Here is a 19,249-nt window from a genome sequence, read left to right as displayed (position 1 = left end):
ATAGCAAATTATTCACGCTGAGTGGTATACAGCGGTAGCCAGAGTGTCAGACGCAATCCACCCAACGGGCTGTCGTCAGCTTTGACCCAGCCGCGATGCTGCTGAATAGCATTATCAACAATGGCCAGGCCCAAACCTGTGCCGCCGGATTCACGATCGCGTGCTTCATCAGTTCGATAGAACGGACGGAAAATCTGTTCGCGATCTTCCTGGCTGACACCAGGCCCATCATCATCCACATGCACGGTGATACCCTGTTTATCCACGGCAAAACTGACGGAAATCTTGCTGTGTGAATAGCGAAGCGCGTTGCGAACGATATTTTCCAACGCACTTTCGAGCGCACTGGGGTTCCCGTACAGCGGCCACGGACCGGGTGGATAAGGCACCTCCAGTGTTTTCCCCATCTGTTCCGCTTCGAAGCGTGCATCTTCCAGAACATCGGACCATAAGTGGTTAGCCTTAATGGCTTCACTGACCAGCGCATTGGTATGCTGAGTGCGTGATAACACCAACAGATCGTTGATCATGCCATCCAGACGCTGTGCCTCCATCTCAATCCGTCCCAGCTCTTTGCCTTCACCATGACGACGGCGCATCAACGCGGTCGCCAGCTGCAAGCGTGTCAACGGGGTGCGTAATTCGTGAGAGATATCGGACAGCAGCCGCTGCTGAGAGTTCATCATACGTTCCAGCGCACTGACCATCTGATTAAAACTGGCACCCGCGGCCAGAAACTCTTGCGGTCCGGATTCCAGTTCAGGCCGCTGACGCAGATTGCCCGCCGCAACATCATCGGCAGCATGTTTAAGCTTACGTGCGGGTTTCGCCAGGCTCCATGCCAGCCACAACAGCAGCGGTGAACTGATCAGCATCGTGACAATCAGCAGTAACAGCGGGCGGTCAAACAGCAGATTAATAAAATCGAGCTGCGAACTGCCTGCCGGACGGATCAGATACAGCTGATAGTTATCTTCTCCGTCGCGTATGGAAAACGGCCCGACCATCTCAAGTCGGCCATATTTTTTCTTCTGCGGATGATCGGCATTATCGGACTGGCCGATAAAGTTACGGATCACCTGCATTTCGTTATGCTGAGCGCCAATCACACGCCCTTCGCTGGTGACCAGCAGCAGGCGTTGACCGGGCGGAGCCCATTTATCGATGGCGCGGAATAGTCTGCGCCACCACATTAAGTCATTGGGCGGATCCTGACTCAGCTCCGCTTCAACGTGCTGCTCAATCATAATCCCCTGCCGTTGCTCATTATCCAGCAGCGGCGTCATCTGACGGGAATCGAGCTTGGGCAGCATTAACACCAGCATCAATACCAGTGCCAGAGTCAGCCAAAAAATGGCAAAGATGCGGGTGGTCAGGCTGGATATCATGTAGCAGACACCATCAGATATCCCCGGCCACGCAGCGTTTTAAACCACGGATGGCCGTCTCTGCGCTCCGGCAGCTTACGCCGCAGGTTAGAGATATGCATATCAATTGCCCGGTCAAACGGTGTCAGTCGCTTGCCGAGAACTTCCTGGCTGAGATGTTCACGGGATACGACCTGGCCCAAATGCTGTGCCAGCAGGTAGAGCAACGTGAATTCCGTTCCTGTTAAATCCAGCGTGACCTCATCGAAACTGGCTTCCTGACGACCCGGGTTCAGGCGCAGTAAATCCACTTCCAGCGTGGGTGAGCTGTTGTCGTGCTGTTGCTGCTGTTCACTCCAGTTAGAACGACGCAAAATGGCACGAATACGGGCAACCAGTTCGCGGTCGTTAAACGGTTTCGGCAGATAGTCATCTGCGCCCAGTTCGAGACCAAGGACACGGTCCAGTTCACTACCACGTGCGGTTAACATAATGACCGGCGTCTGGTGCTGCTGACGCAGTTCTTTCAGGGTATCGATACCGTTTTTCTTCGGCATCATCACATCAAGTAATAATAGATCGACAGTGCTGTCCAGTAGCGCCAGTGCCTGTTCGCCGTCACCGGCCACCAGGACATTGAATCCTTCCATTTCAAGCAATTCTTTCAGTAGCGAAGTCAATTCGCGGTCATCGTCAACCAACAGGATCTTATTCATTTTTTATTGCCCTCCGCAGGCAAAATACCGTGAACGAATGCGCTCAATCCATGACTTTACGTAGTTTTACACCCCCTGACGCATGTTTGCAGCAGGCACCGTAGACTCATTCTCGTTGAATCGAAATACGGAAACAAACCTGGGAGTAAACGATGCGCAAAGTTACCGCCGTCGTTGTTGTTCCGGCGCTGATGTTCACTCTCTCCGCCGCATGGGCTGACAACGTCGCGACGACTGACGAGATGCATCAGGATGACGGAGCAAACCGTACACTGAGGCAGGTTCCGCAGAGTCATATGTTTGATGGCATCAACCTCACGGAACAGCAGCGTCAGCAGCTACGAGATCTGATGCAGCAGGCACGACACGATCGTTCTCCTATAAGTATTAACGATTTAGAGCGACTGCACGAACTGATTATTGCAGATAAATTTGATGAAGCGGCCTACAAGGCTCAGGCGGAAAAAATTTCACAGGCAGAGGTAGCGCGCCAAATCGAGATGGCTCGGGTTCGCAACCAGATGTATCACCTGTTAACGCCTCAGCAGCAGGACGTTTTAGAACAGAAACATCAGCAGCGCTTTGATGAAATGCGCCGGCTAACGAACATGCAGCAGGCTTCACCGCTGCAGGCAGCAAGCAGTACCGGCAGTACCCAGTAACATAGTATCCCTGTTTTTCCTTGCCATAGACATATCCCTGTCTTCCCCCGCCATGATGGCGGGGTTTTTTTTGCCCAAAACTCAGTATACTTAGCACTCCGACGTCACGGGGTATTCCATGAATGCAAATTACGCCCGGCTGGTGAATGCCGCTGCCCTTGCAGCGACGGTGCTGGCCTCGATGCTGTTAATTATCAAGATTTTTGCATGGTGGTATACGGGCTCAGTGAGCGTACTGGCGGCGCTGGTGGATTCTCTGGTGGATATTGCCGCTTCGCTGACCAACCTGTTTGTGGTGCGCTACTCACTGCAACCGGCTGATGCTGAACATACCTTCGGTCATGGCAAGGCGGAGTCCCTTGCAGCACTGGCGCAGAGTATGTTTATCTCCGGTTCTGCACTGTTTTTATTCCTCACTGGCTTACAACACCTTGCGTCTCCTGCACCGATGAAAGCCCCGCTGGTGGGGATGGTCGTCACGGTGATTGCACTGGTGGCAACGCTCGTGCTGGTCACATTCCAGCGTTGGGTGGTTCGGCGTACCCGCAGTCAGGCTATTCGCGCTGATATGCTGCACTATCAATCTGACGTTGTGATGAACGGTGCCATCTTGCTGGCCCTGGCCCTCAGCTGGTACGGCTTTCATCGTGCCGATGCGCTGTTTGCGTTAGGGATTGGCGTGTGGATTCTGTACAGTGCTTTGCGTATGGGTTATGAGGCCGTTCAGGCCCTGCTCGACCGCGCCCTGCCCGTTGAGGAGCATCAGGCGATTATAGACATCATTGCGGCCTGGCCCGGTGTTCAGGGGGCGCATGACATTCGCACGCGCCAGTCCGGGCCGACGCGTTTTATTCAACTGCATCTGGAAATGGACGACGACCTTCCGCTGTACCAGGCTCATCAGATTGCGGAGCAGGTTGAACAGGCGCTGCTGCATCAGTTTCCGGGTTCCGATGTGATTATTCATCAGGACCCGTGTTCTGTGATACCCGACAGGCCGCAGGGCAAATTTGAGCTGTAAAGCGTTTTTAAATGAAATGGTTAGCGTTTACACTACTTAAAACGTGATACACCGCAAAAAAAATAGCCGAAAGTTGCCTGACCTGAATCAATTCAGCTTGAAGTGTTTGATATACTATTGCCAATAATTGAGCCGGTTATCTCGTATGTATGTTTTTAATCCCGCTCCGGCGTCCAGAATTCATCATTTGCATCATCAAGTTCAGAGGTTGTCATGATCAAAAAAATCGGTGTACTGACAAGCGGCGGCGACGCCCCAGGTATGAATGCTGCGATCCGGGGTGTTGTTCGCGCCGCGCTCAGTGAAGGGCTGGAAGTTTGTGGCATTTATGACGGCTACCTCGGCCTGTATGAAGATCGCATGGTCAATCTCGACCGCTACAGCGTGTCAGATATGATTAATCGCGGCGGCACCTTCCTCGGGTCTGCGCGTTTTCCTGAATTCCGTAATGACGATGTGCGCACTGTTGCCATCGAAAATATGAAAAAGCGCGGTATTGATGCGCTGGTGGTGATCGGCGGTGACGGGTCTTACATGGGCGCCAAGCGCCTGACCGAGATGGGCTTCCCGTGTATTGGCCTGCCAGGCACCATTGATAACGATGTAGCGGGAACGGATTACACGATTGGCTATTTCACCGCGCTGGAAACCGTTGTCGAAGCGATTGACCGCCTGCGTGACACCTCATCATCACATCAGCGTATTTCTATCGTGGAAGTGATGGGCCGTTACTGTGGCGATCTGACGCTGGCTGCGGCGATTGCCGGTGGTTGTGAGTTTATCGTTCTGCCGGAAATCCCTTACACCCGTGAAGAGCTGGTGAGCGAAATCAAAGCGGGGATTGCCAAAGGCAAAAAACACGCCATCGTGGCCATCACTGAGCACATCTGCGATATCGACGAGCTGGCGAAATTTATCGAAGAAGAAACCAAACGCGAGACGCGTGCCACGGTGCTTGGCCATATTCAGCGCGGTGGCCCACCGGTAGCCTATGACCGCATTCTGGCCTCGCGTATGGGTGCCTATTCCATTGAGCTGCTGTTGCAGGGCTACGGCGGTCGCTGCGTCGGTATTCAAAACGAGAAGATGGTGCACCATGACATCATTGACGCGATTGAAAACATGAAGCGTCCGTTTAAAGGCGACTGGCTGGATACCGCTAAAAAACTTTACTGATGAAAAACAAGGCGCTGCTTGTCAGCGCCTTTATTATGCAAATCGTTATTCCATATAGTTATTACAGCTAATTTTTAATTCTTTAATTCACTCTACACTTTGTGTCACGCTCCTTATCAGATAAACCTTTGGGAGTACGTGCAATGAAGAAGTGGAGTGTAGGAATTACCCTGTTACTGGCCTCAACCAGCGTGCTGGCCAAGGATATCCAGCTGTTGAACGTGTCTTATGACCCAACGCGTGAGCTGTACGAGCAGTACAACAAAGCGTTTAGCGCGCATTACAAACAGGAAACGGGCGATAATGTCGTCATCCGCCAGTCTCACGGTGGTTCAGGTAAACAGGCAACTTCGGTCATCAATGGCATCAAAGCCGATGTAGTGACGCTGGCGCTGGCCTCCGATGTGGATGCGATTGCCGAGCGCGGCCGTATTGATAAGAACTGGATCAAGCGCCTGCCAGATAACTCCGCTCCTTATACCTCCACCATCGTATTCCTCGTTCGCAAAGGTAACCCGAAACAAATTCATGACTGGCAGGATTTAACCAAACCTGGCGTGTCTGTTATCACCCCGAACCCGAAAACCTCTGGTGGTGCACGCTGGAACTATCTGGCGGCCTGGGGCTGGGCACTGGACCAGAACAAAGGTGACCAGGCTAAAGCTCAGGAATACGTGAAGGCCCTGTTTAAAAACGTTGAAGTGCAGGATTCTGGCGCACGTGGCGCCACCAATACCTTCGTTGAACGTGGCATTGGCGATGTGCTGATTGCATGGGAAAACGAAGCCTATCTGGCGGTGAACAAATTGGGCAAAGATCAGTTTGAAATCATCACGCCAAGCGAATCGATCCTCGCAGAACCGACTGTTTCCGTGGTCGACAAAGTGGTGGACGAGCGTGATACCCGTAAAGTCGCTGATGAGTATTTGAAGTATCTGTATTCCACCGAAGGGCAGGATATTGCCGCTCAGAACTTCTATCGTCCGCGTGATGCTGCAGTCGCGAAGAAATATGCCAGCACCTTCCAGCCGGTGAAACTGTTTACTATCGATAATAAGTTCGGTGGCTGGACGCAGGCGCAGAAAACCCACTTCGCTGAAGGGGGGACTTACGACCAGGTGATGAAGCGCTAATTCGTGTAACCCTGAATTGTTCCGAAGGGCCGACATTTGTCGGCCCTTTTTCGTTATTTGATTTAAGTATTTATCAGGTAGCCTGGTTTCCAAAAAAGTACCGTGAAGTGATGATTTCGCATGATATTTCACGCAGCTTAGATTACATTGTGAACAACAATTGGGTAGAGGTTTGGAAAAGATGCTGGAACGAAGGCGGGTTGTTATCACGCTGGTCACTATGGTGGTATTGGTAACCGTCGGTTGTGCTTATATTGCATTGAATTACTTAAAAAATTCTGACCAGTTATGGAAAATAGTCAGCCAGCAATGTGTACCAGGCCAGGAGCAAAAAAACAATCCGTCCCCCTGCCGTCAGGTCAATATTCAGGACGGGTATGTGGTATTAAAAGACAGGAACGGTGCGCTGCAATTTTTGCTGATGCCGGTAGCGAAAATAACGGGAGTGGAGAGCCCGGGTTTACTTAATCCCTCTACGCCTAATTATCTGGCGGAAGCCTGGCGTGCACGTCATTTTATGGAAGAGAAACGCGGTGCGGTTATAGATGATCGGATCTATTCACTGGCGGTTAATTCGCGCTGGGGACGTACCCAAAATCAGTTACACATTCATATCTCTTGCCTGCGCCCGGATATTCGTCACCAGTTAGATGCGCTCAGTGCGCGGCTGAATGATCGCTGGCAAAGCCAGCGTCTTGGCAGCCATGAGTATCTGGTCAGAGTGATCAGTCGTGATGAGTTTAAGCGCACCAGCCCGTTTATCCGTATGGCAAATGAGTTGCCAGGTGCGCGTGAAAACATGGGCAGTTATGGTATTGCCATTGCCGCTTTGGGTGATGGCAGACGAGTGTTGATGGTGGTTAAGCGTAATCTGCTGCTGCTTAATCGCGCCTCTGCGGAGGAATTACAGGACCATCGCTGCGCATTATTGAATTCGACATCGGGTAGTGAGCTTTGACAGGAGCCGGTAAAACCGGCTCCTTTTGACACTACACCGCTTCGTTTTTTTGCACTGGTTCCGGGTCATTTTTATAACGGGCGGTGGCAATCCATGCCGCGCAGAACAGCGTCAGGCGTGCAAAGAAATAGAAGAATGCCATCAGTCCTAACACCGACCCAAAGGCCGCACCGGATGGCGAAGAGGCCAGTTTCGGTAGCGTCAGCGTCATAATAAATTTAATCACTTCAAACCCTATTGCGGCCAGCAATGTGCCACGAAACAGGGCTTTTTTACGCGGCTTATGGCGCGGCAGGATCCAAAAAATCCACAGAAACAGCAAATAGTTAGCGAAAATAGAAATCGACAAGGCAATCAACGTCATGGCCGGCCGCAGCCATTCAATCCCCTCCAGCCCCAGGGCACGTACGATAGCGGCCTGCGCGGCACCCGCAATCGACGTCAGTGATAGCGTGATAATCAGCGCCAGCACCAGTCCGGTTAGCGAAATAAAATCGCGCGAATATTTAAACCAAATTTTTTCCTGATCCTGCGGCGTACGCTCCCAAACATCGCGTGACTGAGCGCGTATCGCTTCGCGCAGATTGCCCATCCAGCTAATCCCGGAATACAGTGCCACCAGCAGGCCCGTCAGGCCAACGGTGGTTCGTTGCTGAATAGCGGTGTTCACCGTGCTTTTTAGCGTGGCAGCCAGTGATGGATCGCTGATATTACTGACGATCGTATTGATCAACCTGGCCAGCAGATCAGGGTTAGACGCCAGCACAAAACCGACGCCGGCGAAAGAGACCATCAGGATCGGGATCAGTGAGAGAAAAGAGAAGTAGGTGATCGCAGCGCCAAACTGGCTGCCAAGACGATCGTTAAAGCGCTCACCGGCGCGGATAAAATGCGCCACTGCTGGAATAGCACGGAACCACTCAACCAGTCGCGATACCCGCGTCAGGGATTTATCTACCGTATGATTGCCGGTTTTCAGGGTGATAAGCGGCTTCTCTGCGGACTGCTCTTCGGGCCGGGTCGTACGTTGTGGTTTCTCTGCCATGAATCCTTCTTTATCCTGGTTTGACGGTAAGACTGCCGCTAATTATAGCCTGCTGGTCAGGTGACGTAACGCGTAAGGGCCTGACTGAGCCATTCAATAAACACTCGCACCCTGCGCGCCAGGTTACGGCGGTGGGGGTAGAGCAGTGAGACGGGCATGGCGCGTGCCGGGAACTGTGGCAGGATTTCGACCAGTTTTTTCTCTTTCAACGCCTGCAATACCCCTGCCCGTGGGACCTGGATAATCCCCAGGCCGGCGATACAGGCGGCGCGGTAAGTTTCAGTACTGTTGACAGTCATCACGCCGCCGGTCTTAATCAGCCGGGCCGTTTTCCCATCGTAATATTCAAACCCTTCAGGCTGGCTCCCCAGATGCTGGCTGTAATGCACCATGGCATGTTGAGAGAGGGCTTCCAGCGTATGCGGTGTGCCAAAGCGCGCCAGATAGCCCGGGCTGGCACAGTTGATCAACGGTAGATGGCCGAGCTGACGCGCAATCAGCCCGGAATCCTCCAGTACGCCAACGCGCACTACGCAGTCGAAGCCCTCGCGAATCACATCCACTCGCCGATCGCTGCTGCTCAGCTCCAGCTCAATTCCCGGGTAATGTTGTAAAAAATCCGGCAGCAGCGGGATCAGGTAGTTACTGGCCAGGCTTACCGGCATATCGACCCGCAGTCGTCCGCTCAGGGTCGCGGGGTCGTGCTGAAACAGCGAGTCCATCTCATCCAGCGTGGCCAGCACATCACGGCAGCGCTCGAAGTAAACCTGCCCATCCTGAGTCAGCTGCACCCGGCGTGTGGTACGGTGCAGCAGACGTGAACCGAGACTGTTTTCCAGCGCCAGGATCTGGCGCGACAGGCTACCCTTTGGCAGGCCCAGGCTCTCCGCTGCTTTGGTAAAACTCTGCATTTCCGCCACTCTGACAAACACCTGCATTGCGTGAATTTTATCCATTGCTGAGCTCATTGTTGTTATTAATGGAACAGTGAAGCGTATTTGAAGACATTTATAGTTCAGCTGGCAGGTAATATCCTCTTTTTTGTCCACAGCCCACTCCCTGGAGAAAAAAATGAGCCAGAAAATAGCACTGATTACCGGCGGAAGCCGTGGTTTAGGCCAGAATGCAGCCCTGAAACTCGCCGCAAAGGGCGTTGATGTGATTTTGACGTACCGTAGCCAGCAGCAGGAAGCGGAAGCCGTTGTGGCCCGCATTCAGGCGCTCGGGGCCCGTGCGGTGGCACTTCCGCTGGATGTGGCGGACAGCCAGAGCTTCAGCGCATTTGCCGCTGAGGTTGCCCAACAGCTCAAAACGGTATGGCAGCGTGAAACCTTTGATTATTTATTAAACAATGCCGGTACGGGTTTGTACGTCCCTTTCACTGACACCACGGAAGCGCAGTTTGATCATCTGGTGAATGTCCATTTTAAGGGGCCGTTTTTCCTGACGCAGATCCTGTTGCCGCTGATGGCTGACGGTGGGCGCATCCTGAATGTCTCCAGCGGTCTGGCACGCTTCAGCCTGCCGGGCTCCAGCGCTTATGCGGCGGTGAAAGGGGCAATGGAGGTGCTGACGCGTTATCAGGCCAAAGAACTGGGCGTGCGCGGTATTGCGGTAAATATTCTGGCACCTGGCGCGATTGAAACGGACTTCGGTGGCGGAAAAGTCCGTGATGATGCGGCAATGAATGCGTTTGTCGCCTCACAGACTGCGCTGGGACGCGTTGGGCTGCCAGATGATATCGGCCATGCGGTTGCCGCGTTGTTCAGCGAAGAGTGCCGCTGGGTGAACGGTCAGCGTATCGAGGCTTCGGGCGGAATGTTCCTGTAATTCTGGGGGCAGGCGGACCGAAACAGAAGGTCCGCCTCTACGGGGAAAGGATTATACCCGGACCGTGCCGTCAATCACGGTGACGGTCTGACCGCCAATCCAGATGCCGTCAGCCGCATAGCGCACGCTGAGGCGCCCGGCCCGCTGCATCGCGCTTCCCTGGCGTACACGGTAATCCAACTCGACGCCACGTGCCTGGAAGTAACGCGCCAGGCACGCGTTGGCGCTGCCGGTGACCGGGTCTTCGGTTAGCGAGCCCTGCTCAATCAGCAGGCCGCGCACTTCGTATTGCTCTTGCCCACCGGGCAAGGGGCCAAACGGCATCACGCCATCGACCCGGGCTTTCTGCACCAGGCGAGAAAACTCCACCACGTCTGGCTTCAGCGCCAGTACGGCATCGGCTGACGTCATGGGCACCAGCAGCCAGCGAATCCCCATATCGGCAATCATCACGGGCAGTTCTGTTTCCAGGTGGTCGCTGTTGAGCGCGCTGCTGATTGGCGCATCGCTGAAGGGCGTGAGGATCGCTTCCGGGGCAGCAAAAGCCAGCGCGCCGTCGTCACTAATTTTGACCCGCACCAGTCCCAGCCCACACTCCTGCACAATCTGGCCAGGGTGGTGAAGTGTGATGCCCGCCTCCAGTAGCGCATGTGCCGTGCCCAGCGTGGGATGGCCTGCAAACGGGAATTCGGTATCCGGGGTGAAAATACGCACCCGATAGTCGGCCGTCGGATCGGTGGGGGGCAGGACAAACGTAGTTTCCGACAGGTTGGTCCAGCGGGCGATTGACTGCATCTGCTCATCACTCAGACCACTGGCATCCATAATTACCGCAAGCGGGTTGCCGTTGTACGGGGTGGAAGTAAATACATCGACCTGTTTAAAAGGGCGTAATTGCGTCATAGCTCTTCCTGTCAGCGTGAAGGTTCCGTTGGTTGACGATCCGCCTGGCGGTTGTCAGTACCGACTATTATGGGTATTAATAAACCACAGTGGTTAAAAAAGTGATGATTTTATGCTGAAAATACTGGGACGTACCTCATCTATCAATGTCAGAAAAGTGCTTTGGCTGTGCGATGAGCTGGAGATCGATTTTCACCGCGAAGAGTGGGGCGATGGTTTTAAGTCACCGCAGGAGGCAGAATTTAAGGCGATGAACCCCAATGCGTTGATCCCGGTGATTCAGGACGGTGAGTTTATTCTCTGGGAGTCAAACACCATCATTCGCTATCTGGCGAACGCTTACGGTGGCGAAGCGCTGTATCCCACGGCACCACAGGCCCGTGCCCGTGTCGATCAGTGGATTGACTGGCAGGCGACGGAACTGAATACTGCCTGGCGCTATGCCTTTATGTCACTGGTGCGTCACTCACCGGCGCATCAGGACCCGCGTCTGCTGGCTGCCGCATCAAAAGGCTGGGCTTACACGATGGGGATTCTCAACCAGCAGCTGGAGCGCACGGGTGCGTATGTGGCCGGGCAGACATTCTCACTGGCTGATATTCCGATAGGCCTGTCCGTGAACCGTTGGTATGAGACACCGCTCGATCACGCTAATCTGCCTGCGGTGCGTGCCTACTATGAGCGCCTGACGGCGCGTAAGGGTTATGCCACCTGGGGCCGTAACGGCACGCCATAACCCGTCCGGGTCGACTTTTTTGCGGTCGACCCGCAGTGGCGTCACACCACGCCGTTACATCCCCGCCGCAATGCCACTCATTTCACACGCCAGCGCGCCCGTACGTTTCAGCGCCCAGGTATAGCGTTCGTCAAAGGGATAACAGCAGGAGAGGCGCAGTGCATTGTTGCAGCGTTCGGAGAGGGTGTAGAGCGCTCCCGGCGTCAGGCAAATCTTCTCCTGCAACAGACGATGGAACAGTTCCACGCTATCGACGTTACCCGGCAGCTCAACCCAGAAGACAAAGCCACCGCTCGGGCGCGTGGCCCGCGTTCCCTGAGGAAAATGGCGGGCGATAATACCGCGGGCCTCTTCCAGCTGCGCGGCGTAACGACGGCGCAGTGAGCGCAGATGATGGTCGTAGCCACCTGACTCGAGAAAATGCCCCAGCGCTTCCGACAGCAGGCGAGACTCTGCCAGTGAAGAGACGGCTTTCAGCCGCGCCAGCTGCTGGCTGAAACGCCCGGCGGCTATCCAGCCAAGGTGGAAGTCGGGGGCAACCGTTTTGGTAAAACTGGTGCAGTACATCACCCAGCCGCCGTCATCGAAGGCTTTTACTGCGGGCGTCAGCGGCCAGCAGAATTGCAGTTCAGTGTACAGCCCGTCTTCCAGCAGCGGCACCTGATAGTGATTGACCAGCCGCGCCAGCCGTTTTTTGCCATCCAGCGTCATGCTACTGCCTAACGGGTTCTGCGCATTTGGCATGGCGATCAGCGCCTGGATACGTTTTTCCTGTAACAACAGCTCCAGCGCATCCAGCGACAACCCGTACTGTGGGTCCGTTGGGATTTCCACCACTTTCAGACCGAGGCTGGCCAGCAGCGGGAACAGATAGAAATAGGTGGGTGTTTCCACGCCGACGCAGTCGCCAGGCTGTGTGACGGCACGCAGCCCGAGTTGCAGCGCTTCCATACAGCCATGCGTCAGGGTGATGTCTTCTGCGCTAAGGGTGATGCCCAGTTCCATTGAGCGGCGTGCAATTTCACGTCTCAGACGCAGACTGCCGGGGGGGAGCGCATAGCGGCCAATGAGTTCGGGCTCCCTGCGCAGAAGCGAGGCAATAATGCGGCTGATTTTCCCTGTCGGGAAAAAATCCCCGCTCTGAGGACAGGCCAGCGAGATATTGGTGTAGTCACTGTGGTTCTGTGCGGCGAACACTGCATCAATCAGATCGAGTTTTTCGCTGCTGGGGGAACGTACGCTGGTGCGCTGAAAAGAGGGCCGGGCCAGCGAAGGCAGCGTGTCGCGCACGTAGTAACCCGACTGCGGGCGAGCTTCAATCAGCCCGCGATCTTCCAGGATGCCATAGGCGGTGAGCACGGTGTTGACGCTGACCTGATGGTTGCTGGCACAGCGGCGAATAGCGGGCAGGCGGCTGCCGGGCATAAAGGTGCCCTGATGGATGGCCTCCGCCAGCGTTTCTGCCAGCTGATGGTACAACGTGATCGGCGGTTCAACGATGGACACAATGTGCTCCTCAACCTGTGGGTACAGTGACTATGTTTGACGTATTGTACTCATAACAATAGCGGGTTTCTGCATCTGTTACCATTGCTGACGGCTGATTACACTGATGCTCTCACTTGGAATGCAGGACAGAAATCATGCTTGATCCCTCTTTTATCAGCTACGTCACGGTGATGTCGATCACCCCAGGCCCGAACAATCTGATGCTGGCCACGTCAGGCGTGAACTTTGGCATACGCCGTACACTGCCGATGGTCAGCGGCATTCTGGTCGGCTGCGGATTACAGACGGCGCTGGCGGGGGCGATGCTTGAGGTATTACTGCAATGGATGGGCGCGATACGTCTGCCGTTGACTCTGCTCGGCTGTACCTACCTGTTGTGGCTGTCGTGGAAGATCTTCCGCTCTGGTGCACCGGAATTACGTGAGAAAGCGCGGCCAATGACCTTTGTCGGTGGGGCGTTGTTCCAGGCCGTGAATCCTAAAGCCTGGCTGATGGCGATCAACGTGGCGCTGATGTACACCGTGAACAGTACGATTCTGACGGTGATGCTGAGTTTTATGGCGCTGAACCTGCCGTGCATTCTGATCTGGGCAATGATGGGCGATCGGCTGGGAAAACATCTGCAGGTGGCGTGGAAACTTCAGCTGTTTAACGGCGTGATGGCGCTGTCATTGCTGGTCACCACGGTGTGGATGCTGGTGGAGGCATTCCAGCTGTCATAATCAGCGGGGAAGAGGGGCAGGCATGCCTGACCCCTACACAGATTACTTGCCGACCACGGAATCCACTGCAACAACGGGTTCGTCATTCGCGGCCGGGTTCATTGGCGTGTAATCCAGCTGCAGAATACGGCTGGTTTCGGCCAGTTCACGCTCAGTGGCTGCCACATTGCCATTCAGTTTCTGACCGTAGAAAGGAATGATCGCCTTTAGCTTGCTCTGCCATTCCGGCGATGCCATCTGGTCTTTGAACACTTTGCTCATCAGGTCCAGCATGATCGGTGCCGCCGTAGAGGCGCCTGGAGAGGCACCCAGCAGTGCCGAAATCGTGCCATCCTGTGAGGTGACCACTTCCGTCCCCAGTTTCAGCACGCCGCCTTTGTTGGCATCCTTCTGAATGATCTGCACGCGCTGGCCGGCTTTCACCAGGCGCCAGTCGGCTTTTTGGGCGTCCGGGAAGTATTCGCGTACGGCGTTGATGCGGTCATCTTCGTTCAGCATCACCTGACCGACCAGATATTTCACCAGGTCAAAGTTATCCAGGCCAACGCGTACCATCGGCATCAGGTTGGATGGCGTGATGGAACCGAACATATCCCACAGTGAACCCTGTTTCAGGAACTTGGTGGAGAACGTGGCGAACGGCCCGAACAACAGCACCTGCTTGCCATCCAGCGTGCGGGAGTCAAGATGCGGTACAGACATCGGCGGGGCACCCACCGACGCTTTGCCATACACCTTAGACTGATGACGCTTTACCACTTCCGGGTTATCGGTCACGAGGAACTCACCACCGACCGGGAAGCCGGCATAGTTTTTCGCTTCCGGAATACCGGACTCCTGCAACAGCGTCAGCGCTGCCCCACCGGCACCGATAAACACGTATTTTGCCCTGATGATTGTTTTCTCATCGTTGTTCTTCAGGTCGGATACGGTGATGCTCCAGGAACCATCGTCATTGCGTTTAATCGCACGCACTTCATGGCTGGTCTGACGTTCAAAGTTTTTGCTCTGCTGTAGCGATGCCACCAGCTGGCGGGTGATTTCACCGAAATTCACATCGGTTCCGGTCGGAATGCGGGTCGCCGCGACTTTCTGCGCGCTGTCACGACCTTCCATCACCAGTGGCACCCACTCTTTAATCTGATCCGGGTCTTCAGAGAACTCCATCCCGCGAAACAGAGTGCTCTGTTGCAAGGCGGCAAAACGCTTTTTCAGGAAATCGACGTTCTCTTCGCCCCAGACGAAACTCATATGCGAGACGCTGGTGACAAAGCTGCGAGGATCGCGCAGGACATTACGCTGCACCTGGTGTGCCCAGAAGCGACGGGAAACCTGGAAGGCTTCGTTAATTTCCACCGCTTTTTTGATATCGACAGAACCGTCTGCGTTCTCTGGGGTGTAGTTCAGCTCCATCAGAGCGGAATGGCCGGTACCGGCATTATTCCAGCCGTTTGAGCTCTCTTCGGCTACACCATCCAGACGCTCTACCATGCCGATGCGCCATTCTGGCTCCAGCTCTTGCAGGTAGGTACCGAGTGTTGCGCTCATCACGCCACCCCCGATCAGTAATACATCGACGTGCTTCTCTACTGCCAGTTTGCGCATGAGACGACATCTCCGTGTTGAAGGAAATCAACATGTTAAGTAGAGAAGCAGTGGCAGGCCTTCTGGAACCCGTCTGACTGCTTCGCCCTTTCTGGATTGCTGACAGCGAAAATCCACATGAATTCAAAGTGTTTAATCGCTGTTCAAAAGCGTCAGAAATATAGCATTGTTACGGGGTAATTAAAAAAGTGTTTAAAGATTAAAAATGAGAATGATGAGCGTTAAAAAATAAGCAACATTGATACGGGCCGTTGAACGGCCCGCCAGGGCGAAGGATATCCCACAGGATAATGAAGGGTAACTATTTGAACAGAATGAAGTTAGGGGCGAGGAGCACTGTCCGGCAATTTACGCAGGGCGATCGCCAGTCGGTTGTAAGCATTCATTAAACCAATGGTGATCGTGAGGTCGGTGATCTCTTTGTCACTAAATTCCGCTTGCACCTGAGCAAAAACCGCGTCCGGCGCGTGGGTCTGTGCAATCAGCGTCAATGATTCTGCCCAGGCCAGCGCCGCCTGTTCACGTGGGGAGAACCAGTTACCCGCTTCGCGCCAGACTTTGGTGAGCACAATTTTGTCCCAGGGCAGGCCCGCTTTATGTAACGCTTTGGTGTGCATGTCGATACAGTAAGCACAGCCGTTGATCTCAGAGACGCGCAGGAAGGCCAGCTCAATAATATCGTGTGGCAAACCGCTTTGCGTGACATAGCCTGAGACACCTGCCAGTGCTTTCATACCCGCGGGTGAAGTGGTGTAGAAGTTGATACGTTCGCTCATTGCCTTGTCCTTTTATCTGGGTAGGGCGCTATTCTCATCTGTTTTATGGGCGGCTAAAAGTGCCAGGAATTCATAAAAATAATGGTCCATCCGTTCCCGATATTCTGCTGCGGCGCGATACGGGCCACTCGCTGAGTGAGCAGATCCGTCAGGGGATCACGCAGGCGATTGATGAAGGGCGTCTGAAGCCCGGATCGCGCGTCCCCTCCTGCCGCGATCTGGCCGCACAGCTTGGTGTGGCACGTGGCACGGTACGCACAGCGTATGACATGCTGGTCGACGGTCAGCGGCTGGTGGCGAAAGGATCGGCGGGCACCTGGGTGAGCGAGGTTCACCACTCACCGGGAAAAAATCTGCTGTCGGATACGGCAGTGATGGCACCGCTGGCGGCGGTTATCCACGCTTTCGATCGTCCGCCGCTGACGTTTCAGATGGGCGTGCCTGCCAACGATGCCTTTCCTGCCAAGGTCTGGTCGCGCATTCTCACGCGTCATGCCCGGGAAATGGTGAGTAAACCGATCGGCTATTCCGATCCGCGTGGCAGCCTGGCACTGCGGGAACAACTGGTCAGCTATCTGTCGATGGCTCGCGGCATACGTTGTCAGGCTTCGCAGGTGATGATCACCAATGGTTATGCCGGGGCGCTGGGGCTGATCTGCCTGGCGCTGGGTTTGCGTGGCAAGTCGGTATGGACAGAAGACCCCGGTTATCTGCTGGCCCGTAAAGCGCTAACGCTTGCAGGTGTCGAAGCCGTTCCCGTTGCCGTGGATGAGCAAGGACTGTGCGTGGAGGAAGGAATACGGCTGGCGGCAGATGCCGCTGCGGTGCTGGTCACGCCGGGTCAGCAGGCCCCGTTAGGTATGACGCTGTCGTTGGAACGGCGAGCGGCGCTGCTGGCGTGGGCGGAACGCCAAACAAGCTGGATTATTGAAGATGACTATCTCGGTGAGTTGCAGCTGGAAGGGCGGGCGGCCCCGGCCCTGGCTGCGCTGGATGGTGGGCGCGTGCTGCATATTGGTACTTTCAGTAAAAACATCAGCCCGTCGCTGCGTCTGGGCTATCTGGTTGTTCCGGCATCACAGGCGGCACATTTTGCTGAGGCAGCTGCGTTGCTGGCACCCGCCTCGTCCTTTGTGCTGCACAACGCGGTGGCTGAATTTCTGCACGAAGGCCACTTTATGCGTCATTTACGCCGGATGAAGCGGCTGTACAACGAACGGCTGGTGGCGCTGCTGGCAGCACTGCAACCGCTGTTCCCGCAGGCAACGCGTGCGGCACTGGCGGTGATCATTGCGCTGCCAGAGGGATGCCAGGATACGCGCATCGCGCAGGAAGCACTGGCGTTTGGCATGGCGCCAACACCGCTGTCGGTGTGGTATCAGGATGAGGGGCGTCGTCGTTATGGGCTGGTACTGAGTGTGACGAATATGCCACGTGAAGGGTTTGAGGCGTGTGCGCAGCAGCTGAAAGCGCTGGTCGGGACATTCGGTTAAATCCTGCCCCGGGGAGGGGCAGGAGGCATCATCAGGCTTTTTTCGCTGCAGCAGCAGCTTTAACGATCACCGCGAAAGCATCCGCTTTCAGTGATGCGCCGCCCACGAGGGCACCGTCGATGTCTGGCTGAGCAAACAGCTCTGCCGCATTTTTATCGTTCACAGAACCGCCGTATTGAATGATGACCTGAGCGGCCACCGCAGCATCTTTCTTCGCAATATGGTCACGAATGAATTTGTGAACGGCCTGAGCCTGAGCAGGGGTGGCAGATTTGCCGGTACCGATAGCCCATACAGGTTCGTAAGCGACAACCACGCCGTTGAACGCGTCAGCGCCCAGGGTGTTCAGCACGGCATCGATCTGACGTGCGCACACTTCTTCGGTTTTGCCCGCTTCGTTTTCTGCATCAGTTTCGCCGATGCACAGTACAGGGATCAGACCGGCTGCTTTCAGCACAGCGAATTTTTTCGCGATCAGCTCATCGCTCTCAGCGTGATAAGTACGACGCTCAGAGTGGCCGATGATGATGTATTGCGCGCCCAGATCTTTCAGCATGTCGGCAGAGACTTCACCGGTGAAAGCGCCAGACAGGTTAACGTCAACGTTCTGCGCACCCAGTGCGATATGGCTACCGGAAATGGCATGTTTCGCCTGATCCAGATACATAACAGGCGGAGCAATCGCCACACCACAACCATCAACACCGCTCAACTCGGTACGCAGACCGGCGATCAGCTCGTTGACCATGTGTTTGTTGCCGTTCAGTTTCCAGTTACCCATAACTAATGGATGTCGCATTGTATCCTCCACGCTTAGAGAGTATTAAAGCTGCCAGCAGGCAGCATTGTCTGCCAGACAGTATAGAGATCAAACATCGGAAAGGCTTTGCTTTTCGTCATCCTTTGGGCCTGTCGTCTCAGGGTGTGCTCAAGGCCAGTTTTAACGGTTCCACCGCAAAGGTTAATCCTTTATCGCCGTTATCGGCCACGATATAGCGCAGTGCCCCTTCGGTCTGTTGGTAAAAGCGAGAGCCTTTGCCTTTGGTCACCAGCGCCTCGGCACGTTTCTGGCTTTGGGCTTCACTCAGCATCGGTTCGAAGTAATGAATCAGCGCTGCGATGTACGCCAGCGCTTTATCGCGTGAGGCTTTCTGTTCCGGGCCGGGAATGGGCAACCAGGTGATCTGCAACGTTTTGATTTTTCCCGTGCCTTGTTCCAGTGCAGTCGACGAATAAAGATTTTCGTTGATCTTGCTGGCAGCACGCGTCAGATTGCTTTTATCATTCCTGCTGTCAATGGCGCGATATTCACTTAACGGTAACGTTTTATTGGCAGCATTATACTTTTCGCGAAACTGGCCGATAGTCATATCAAAGGTGGGGGCGCCGGCCTGTAAGTAGGGCGCGCCAGGCAAATGCTCAGTCCGATCCTGCGGGTCCGGATCGGCGTGTGCCGCAGCGATCGTCATTGCGGATAGCAGTGCAACTGCTGCCAAAATCGCGTTCTTCATTTCAATGACCCTAACCAGTAAACTCAGCCCAAGATTAAAACGGACAATGACCGGCAAAGTCAAAGGGCACCCGGACTCTGAGATAA

At 54.7% G+C, this 19,249-nt stretch carries 19 protein-coding genes; 9 read left to right on the top strand and 10 right to left on the bottom strand.

All coding sequences use genetic code 11. The features are described from left to right. Window positions 1-8 precede the first annotated feature (8 nt). Together cpxA and cpxR are read right to left on the bottom strand one after the other, a co-directional pair. Window positions 9-1,388 carry an envelope stress sensor histidine kinase CpxA gene (cpxA, locus tag FY046_RS19920; RefSeq protein WP_133846421.1) on the bottom strand — a complete coding sequence of 460 codons (1,380 nt, stop codon included), beginning with the start codon at window positions 1,386-1,388 and terminating at the stop codon, window positions 9-11. Beyond that, window positions 1,385-2,083, bottom strand: a complete 699-nt coding sequence (gene cpxR / locus FY046_RS19915; RefSeq protein ID WP_133846420.1) for an envelope stress response regulator transcription factor CpxR — start codon at window positions 2,081-2,083, stop codon at window positions 1,385-1,387. The genes cpxA and cpxR overlap by 4 nt, the downstream gene beginning before the upstream one ends. Before the next feature lie 152 nt (window positions 2,084-2,235). Here cpxR and cpxP point away from each other — a divergent pair, with 152 nt between their 5' ends. From cpxP to FY046_RS19890, 5 genes are all read left to right on the top strand, one after another. Next, a complete protein-coding gene (cpxP, locus tag FY046_RS19910; RefSeq protein WP_133846419.1) occupies window positions 2,236-2,745 on the top strand; it encodes a cell-envelope stress modulator CpxP in 510 nt (169 codons plus the stop codon). A gap of 118 nt (window positions 2,746-2,863) precedes the next feature. Further along, window positions 2,864-3,766, top strand: a complete 903-nt coding sequence (fieF, locus tag FY046_RS19905; protein WP_446186414.1) for a CDF family cation-efflux transporter FieF — start codon at window positions 2,864-2,866, stop codon at window positions 3,764-3,766. Window positions 3,767-3,979: 213 nt separating this feature from the next. Continuing rightward, window positions 3,980-4,942 (top strand): 6-phosphofructokinase, encoded by a 963-nt coding sequence (gene pfkA, locus FY046_RS19900; protein ID WP_133846380.1) that lies wholly within the window; start codon window positions 3,980-3,982, stop codon window positions 4,940-4,942. A 143-nt stretch (window positions 4,943-5,085) separates the two neighbouring features. Beyond that, a complete protein-coding gene (locus FY046_RS19895) occupies window positions 5,086-6,075 on the top strand; it encodes a sulfate ABC transporter substrate-binding protein (protein ID WP_133846379.1) in 990 nt (329 codons plus the stop codon). A gap of 181 nt (window positions 6,076-6,256) precedes the next feature. Next, window positions 6,257-7,033, top strand: a complete 777-nt coding sequence (locus FY046_RS19890; protein WP_446186413.1) for a CDP-diacylglycerol diphosphatase — start codon at window positions 6,257-6,259, stop codon at window positions 7,031-7,033. 31 nt (window positions 7,034-7,064) lie between these two features. Here FY046_RS19890 and yhjD read toward each other — a convergent pair whose 3' ends face one another. Together yhjD and FY046_RS19880 are read right to left on the bottom strand one after the other, a co-directional pair. Further along, window positions 7,065-8,078, bottom strand: a complete 1,014-nt coding sequence (gene yhjD / locus FY046_RS19885; protein ID WP_339455346.1) for an inner membrane protein YhjD — start codon at window positions 8,076-8,078, stop codon at window positions 7,065-7,067. A gap of 56 nt (window positions 8,079-8,134) precedes the next feature. After that, window positions 8,135-9,034, bottom strand: a complete 900-nt coding sequence (locus FY046_RS19880; protein WP_133846376.1) for a LysR family transcriptional regulator — start codon at window positions 9,032-9,034, stop codon at window positions 8,135-8,137. A 115-nt stretch (window positions 9,035-9,149) separates the two neighbouring features. On the opposite strand from FY046_RS19880, the gene FY046_RS19875 reads away from it, so the two are divergent. Continuing rightward, complete coding sequence (locus tag FY046_RS19875) at window positions 9,150-9,908, top strand: SDR family NAD(P)-dependent oxidoreductase (RefSeq protein ID WP_133846375.1); 759 nt, start codon at window positions 9,150-9,152, stop codon at window positions 9,906-9,908. A 51-nt stretch (window positions 9,909-9,959) separates the two neighbouring features. On the opposite strand, the gene FY046_RS19870 is transcribed toward FY046_RS19875, so the two are convergent. Continuing rightward, the gene (locus FY046_RS19870; RefSeq protein WP_167864830.1) at window positions 9,960-10,811 is read right to left on the bottom strand and encodes a PhzF family phenazine biosynthesis protein; all 852 of its coding nucleotides are present in this window, start codon (window positions 10,809-10,811) and stop codon (window positions 9,960-9,962) included. A gap of 112 nt (window positions 10,812-10,923) precedes the next feature. Here FY046_RS19870 and FY046_RS19865 point away from each other — a divergent pair, with 112 nt between their 5' ends. Further along, window positions 10,924-11,547: a glutathione S-transferase family protein gene (locus tag FY046_RS19865; RefSeq protein ID WP_446186412.1), complete on the top strand. Its 624-nt coding sequence runs from the start codon at window positions 10,924-10,926 to the stop codon at window positions 11,545-11,547. 54 nt (window positions 11,548-11,601) lie between these two features. On the opposite strand, the gene FY046_RS19860 is transcribed toward FY046_RS19865, so the two are convergent. Then, the gene (locus FY046_RS19860; protein WP_133846372.1) at window positions 11,602-13,053 is read right to left on the bottom strand and encodes an aminotransferase-like domain-containing protein; all 1,452 of its coding nucleotides are present in this window, start codon (window positions 13,051-13,053) and stop codon (window positions 11,602-11,604) included. A gap of 137 nt (window positions 13,054-13,190) precedes the next feature. Between FY046_RS19860 and FY046_RS19855 the strand changes: the two genes are divergently transcribed. Beyond that, on the top strand, window positions 13,191-13,778 hold the full coding sequence (locus FY046_RS19855) for a LysE family translocator (RefSeq protein WP_133846371.1): 588 nt from the start codon (window positions 13,191-13,193) through the stop codon (window positions 13,776-13,778). A gap of 42 nt (window positions 13,779-13,820) precedes the next feature. Here the strand turns inward: FY046_RS19855 and mqo are convergent, their stop codons facing one another. Further along, window positions 13,821-15,383, bottom strand: coding sequence for a malate dehydrogenase (quinone) (gene mqo / locus FY046_RS19850; protein WP_446186411.1), 1,563 nt, complete (start codon window positions 15,381-15,383; stop codon window positions 13,821-13,823). 320 nt (window positions 15,384-15,703) lie between these two features. Next, window positions 15,704-16,159: a carboxymuconolactone decarboxylase family protein gene (locus FY046_RS19845; RefSeq protein WP_133846369.1), complete on the bottom strand. Its 456-nt coding sequence runs from the start codon at window positions 16,157-16,159 to the stop codon at window positions 15,704-15,706. 59 nt (window positions 16,160-16,218) lie between these two features. On the opposite strand from FY046_RS19845, the gene pdxR reads away from it, so the two are divergent. Next, window positions 16,219-17,652: a MocR-like pyridoxine biosynthesis transcription factor PdxR gene (gene pdxR, locus FY046_RS19840; RefSeq protein ID WP_446186410.1), complete on the top strand. Its 1,434-nt coding sequence runs from the start codon at window positions 16,219-16,221 to the stop codon at window positions 17,650-17,652. Between the two features lie 31 nt (window positions 17,653-17,683). Here pdxR and tpiA read toward each other — a convergent pair whose 3' ends face one another. Then, entirely contained in the window at window positions 17,684-18,451 is a 768-nt protein-coding gene (gene tpiA, locus FY046_RS19835; protein ID WP_133846367.1) for a triose-phosphate isomerase, read from the bottom strand. A 118-nt stretch (window positions 18,452-18,569) separates the two neighbouring features. Further along, window positions 18,570-19,163 carry a YiiQ family protein gene (locus FY046_RS19830; RefSeq protein ID WP_133846366.1) on the bottom strand — a complete coding sequence of 198 codons (594 nt, stop codon included), beginning with the start codon at window positions 19,161-19,163 and terminating at the stop codon, window positions 18,570-18,572. Between the last annotated feature and the right edge of the window lie 86 nt (window positions 19,164-19,249).

This window comes from Erwinia sp. 1181_3, assembly GCF_052824965.1.
Note: the sequence above shows the minus strand (reverse complement) of the source record. Positions and strands in the feature narration are given on the sequence as shown.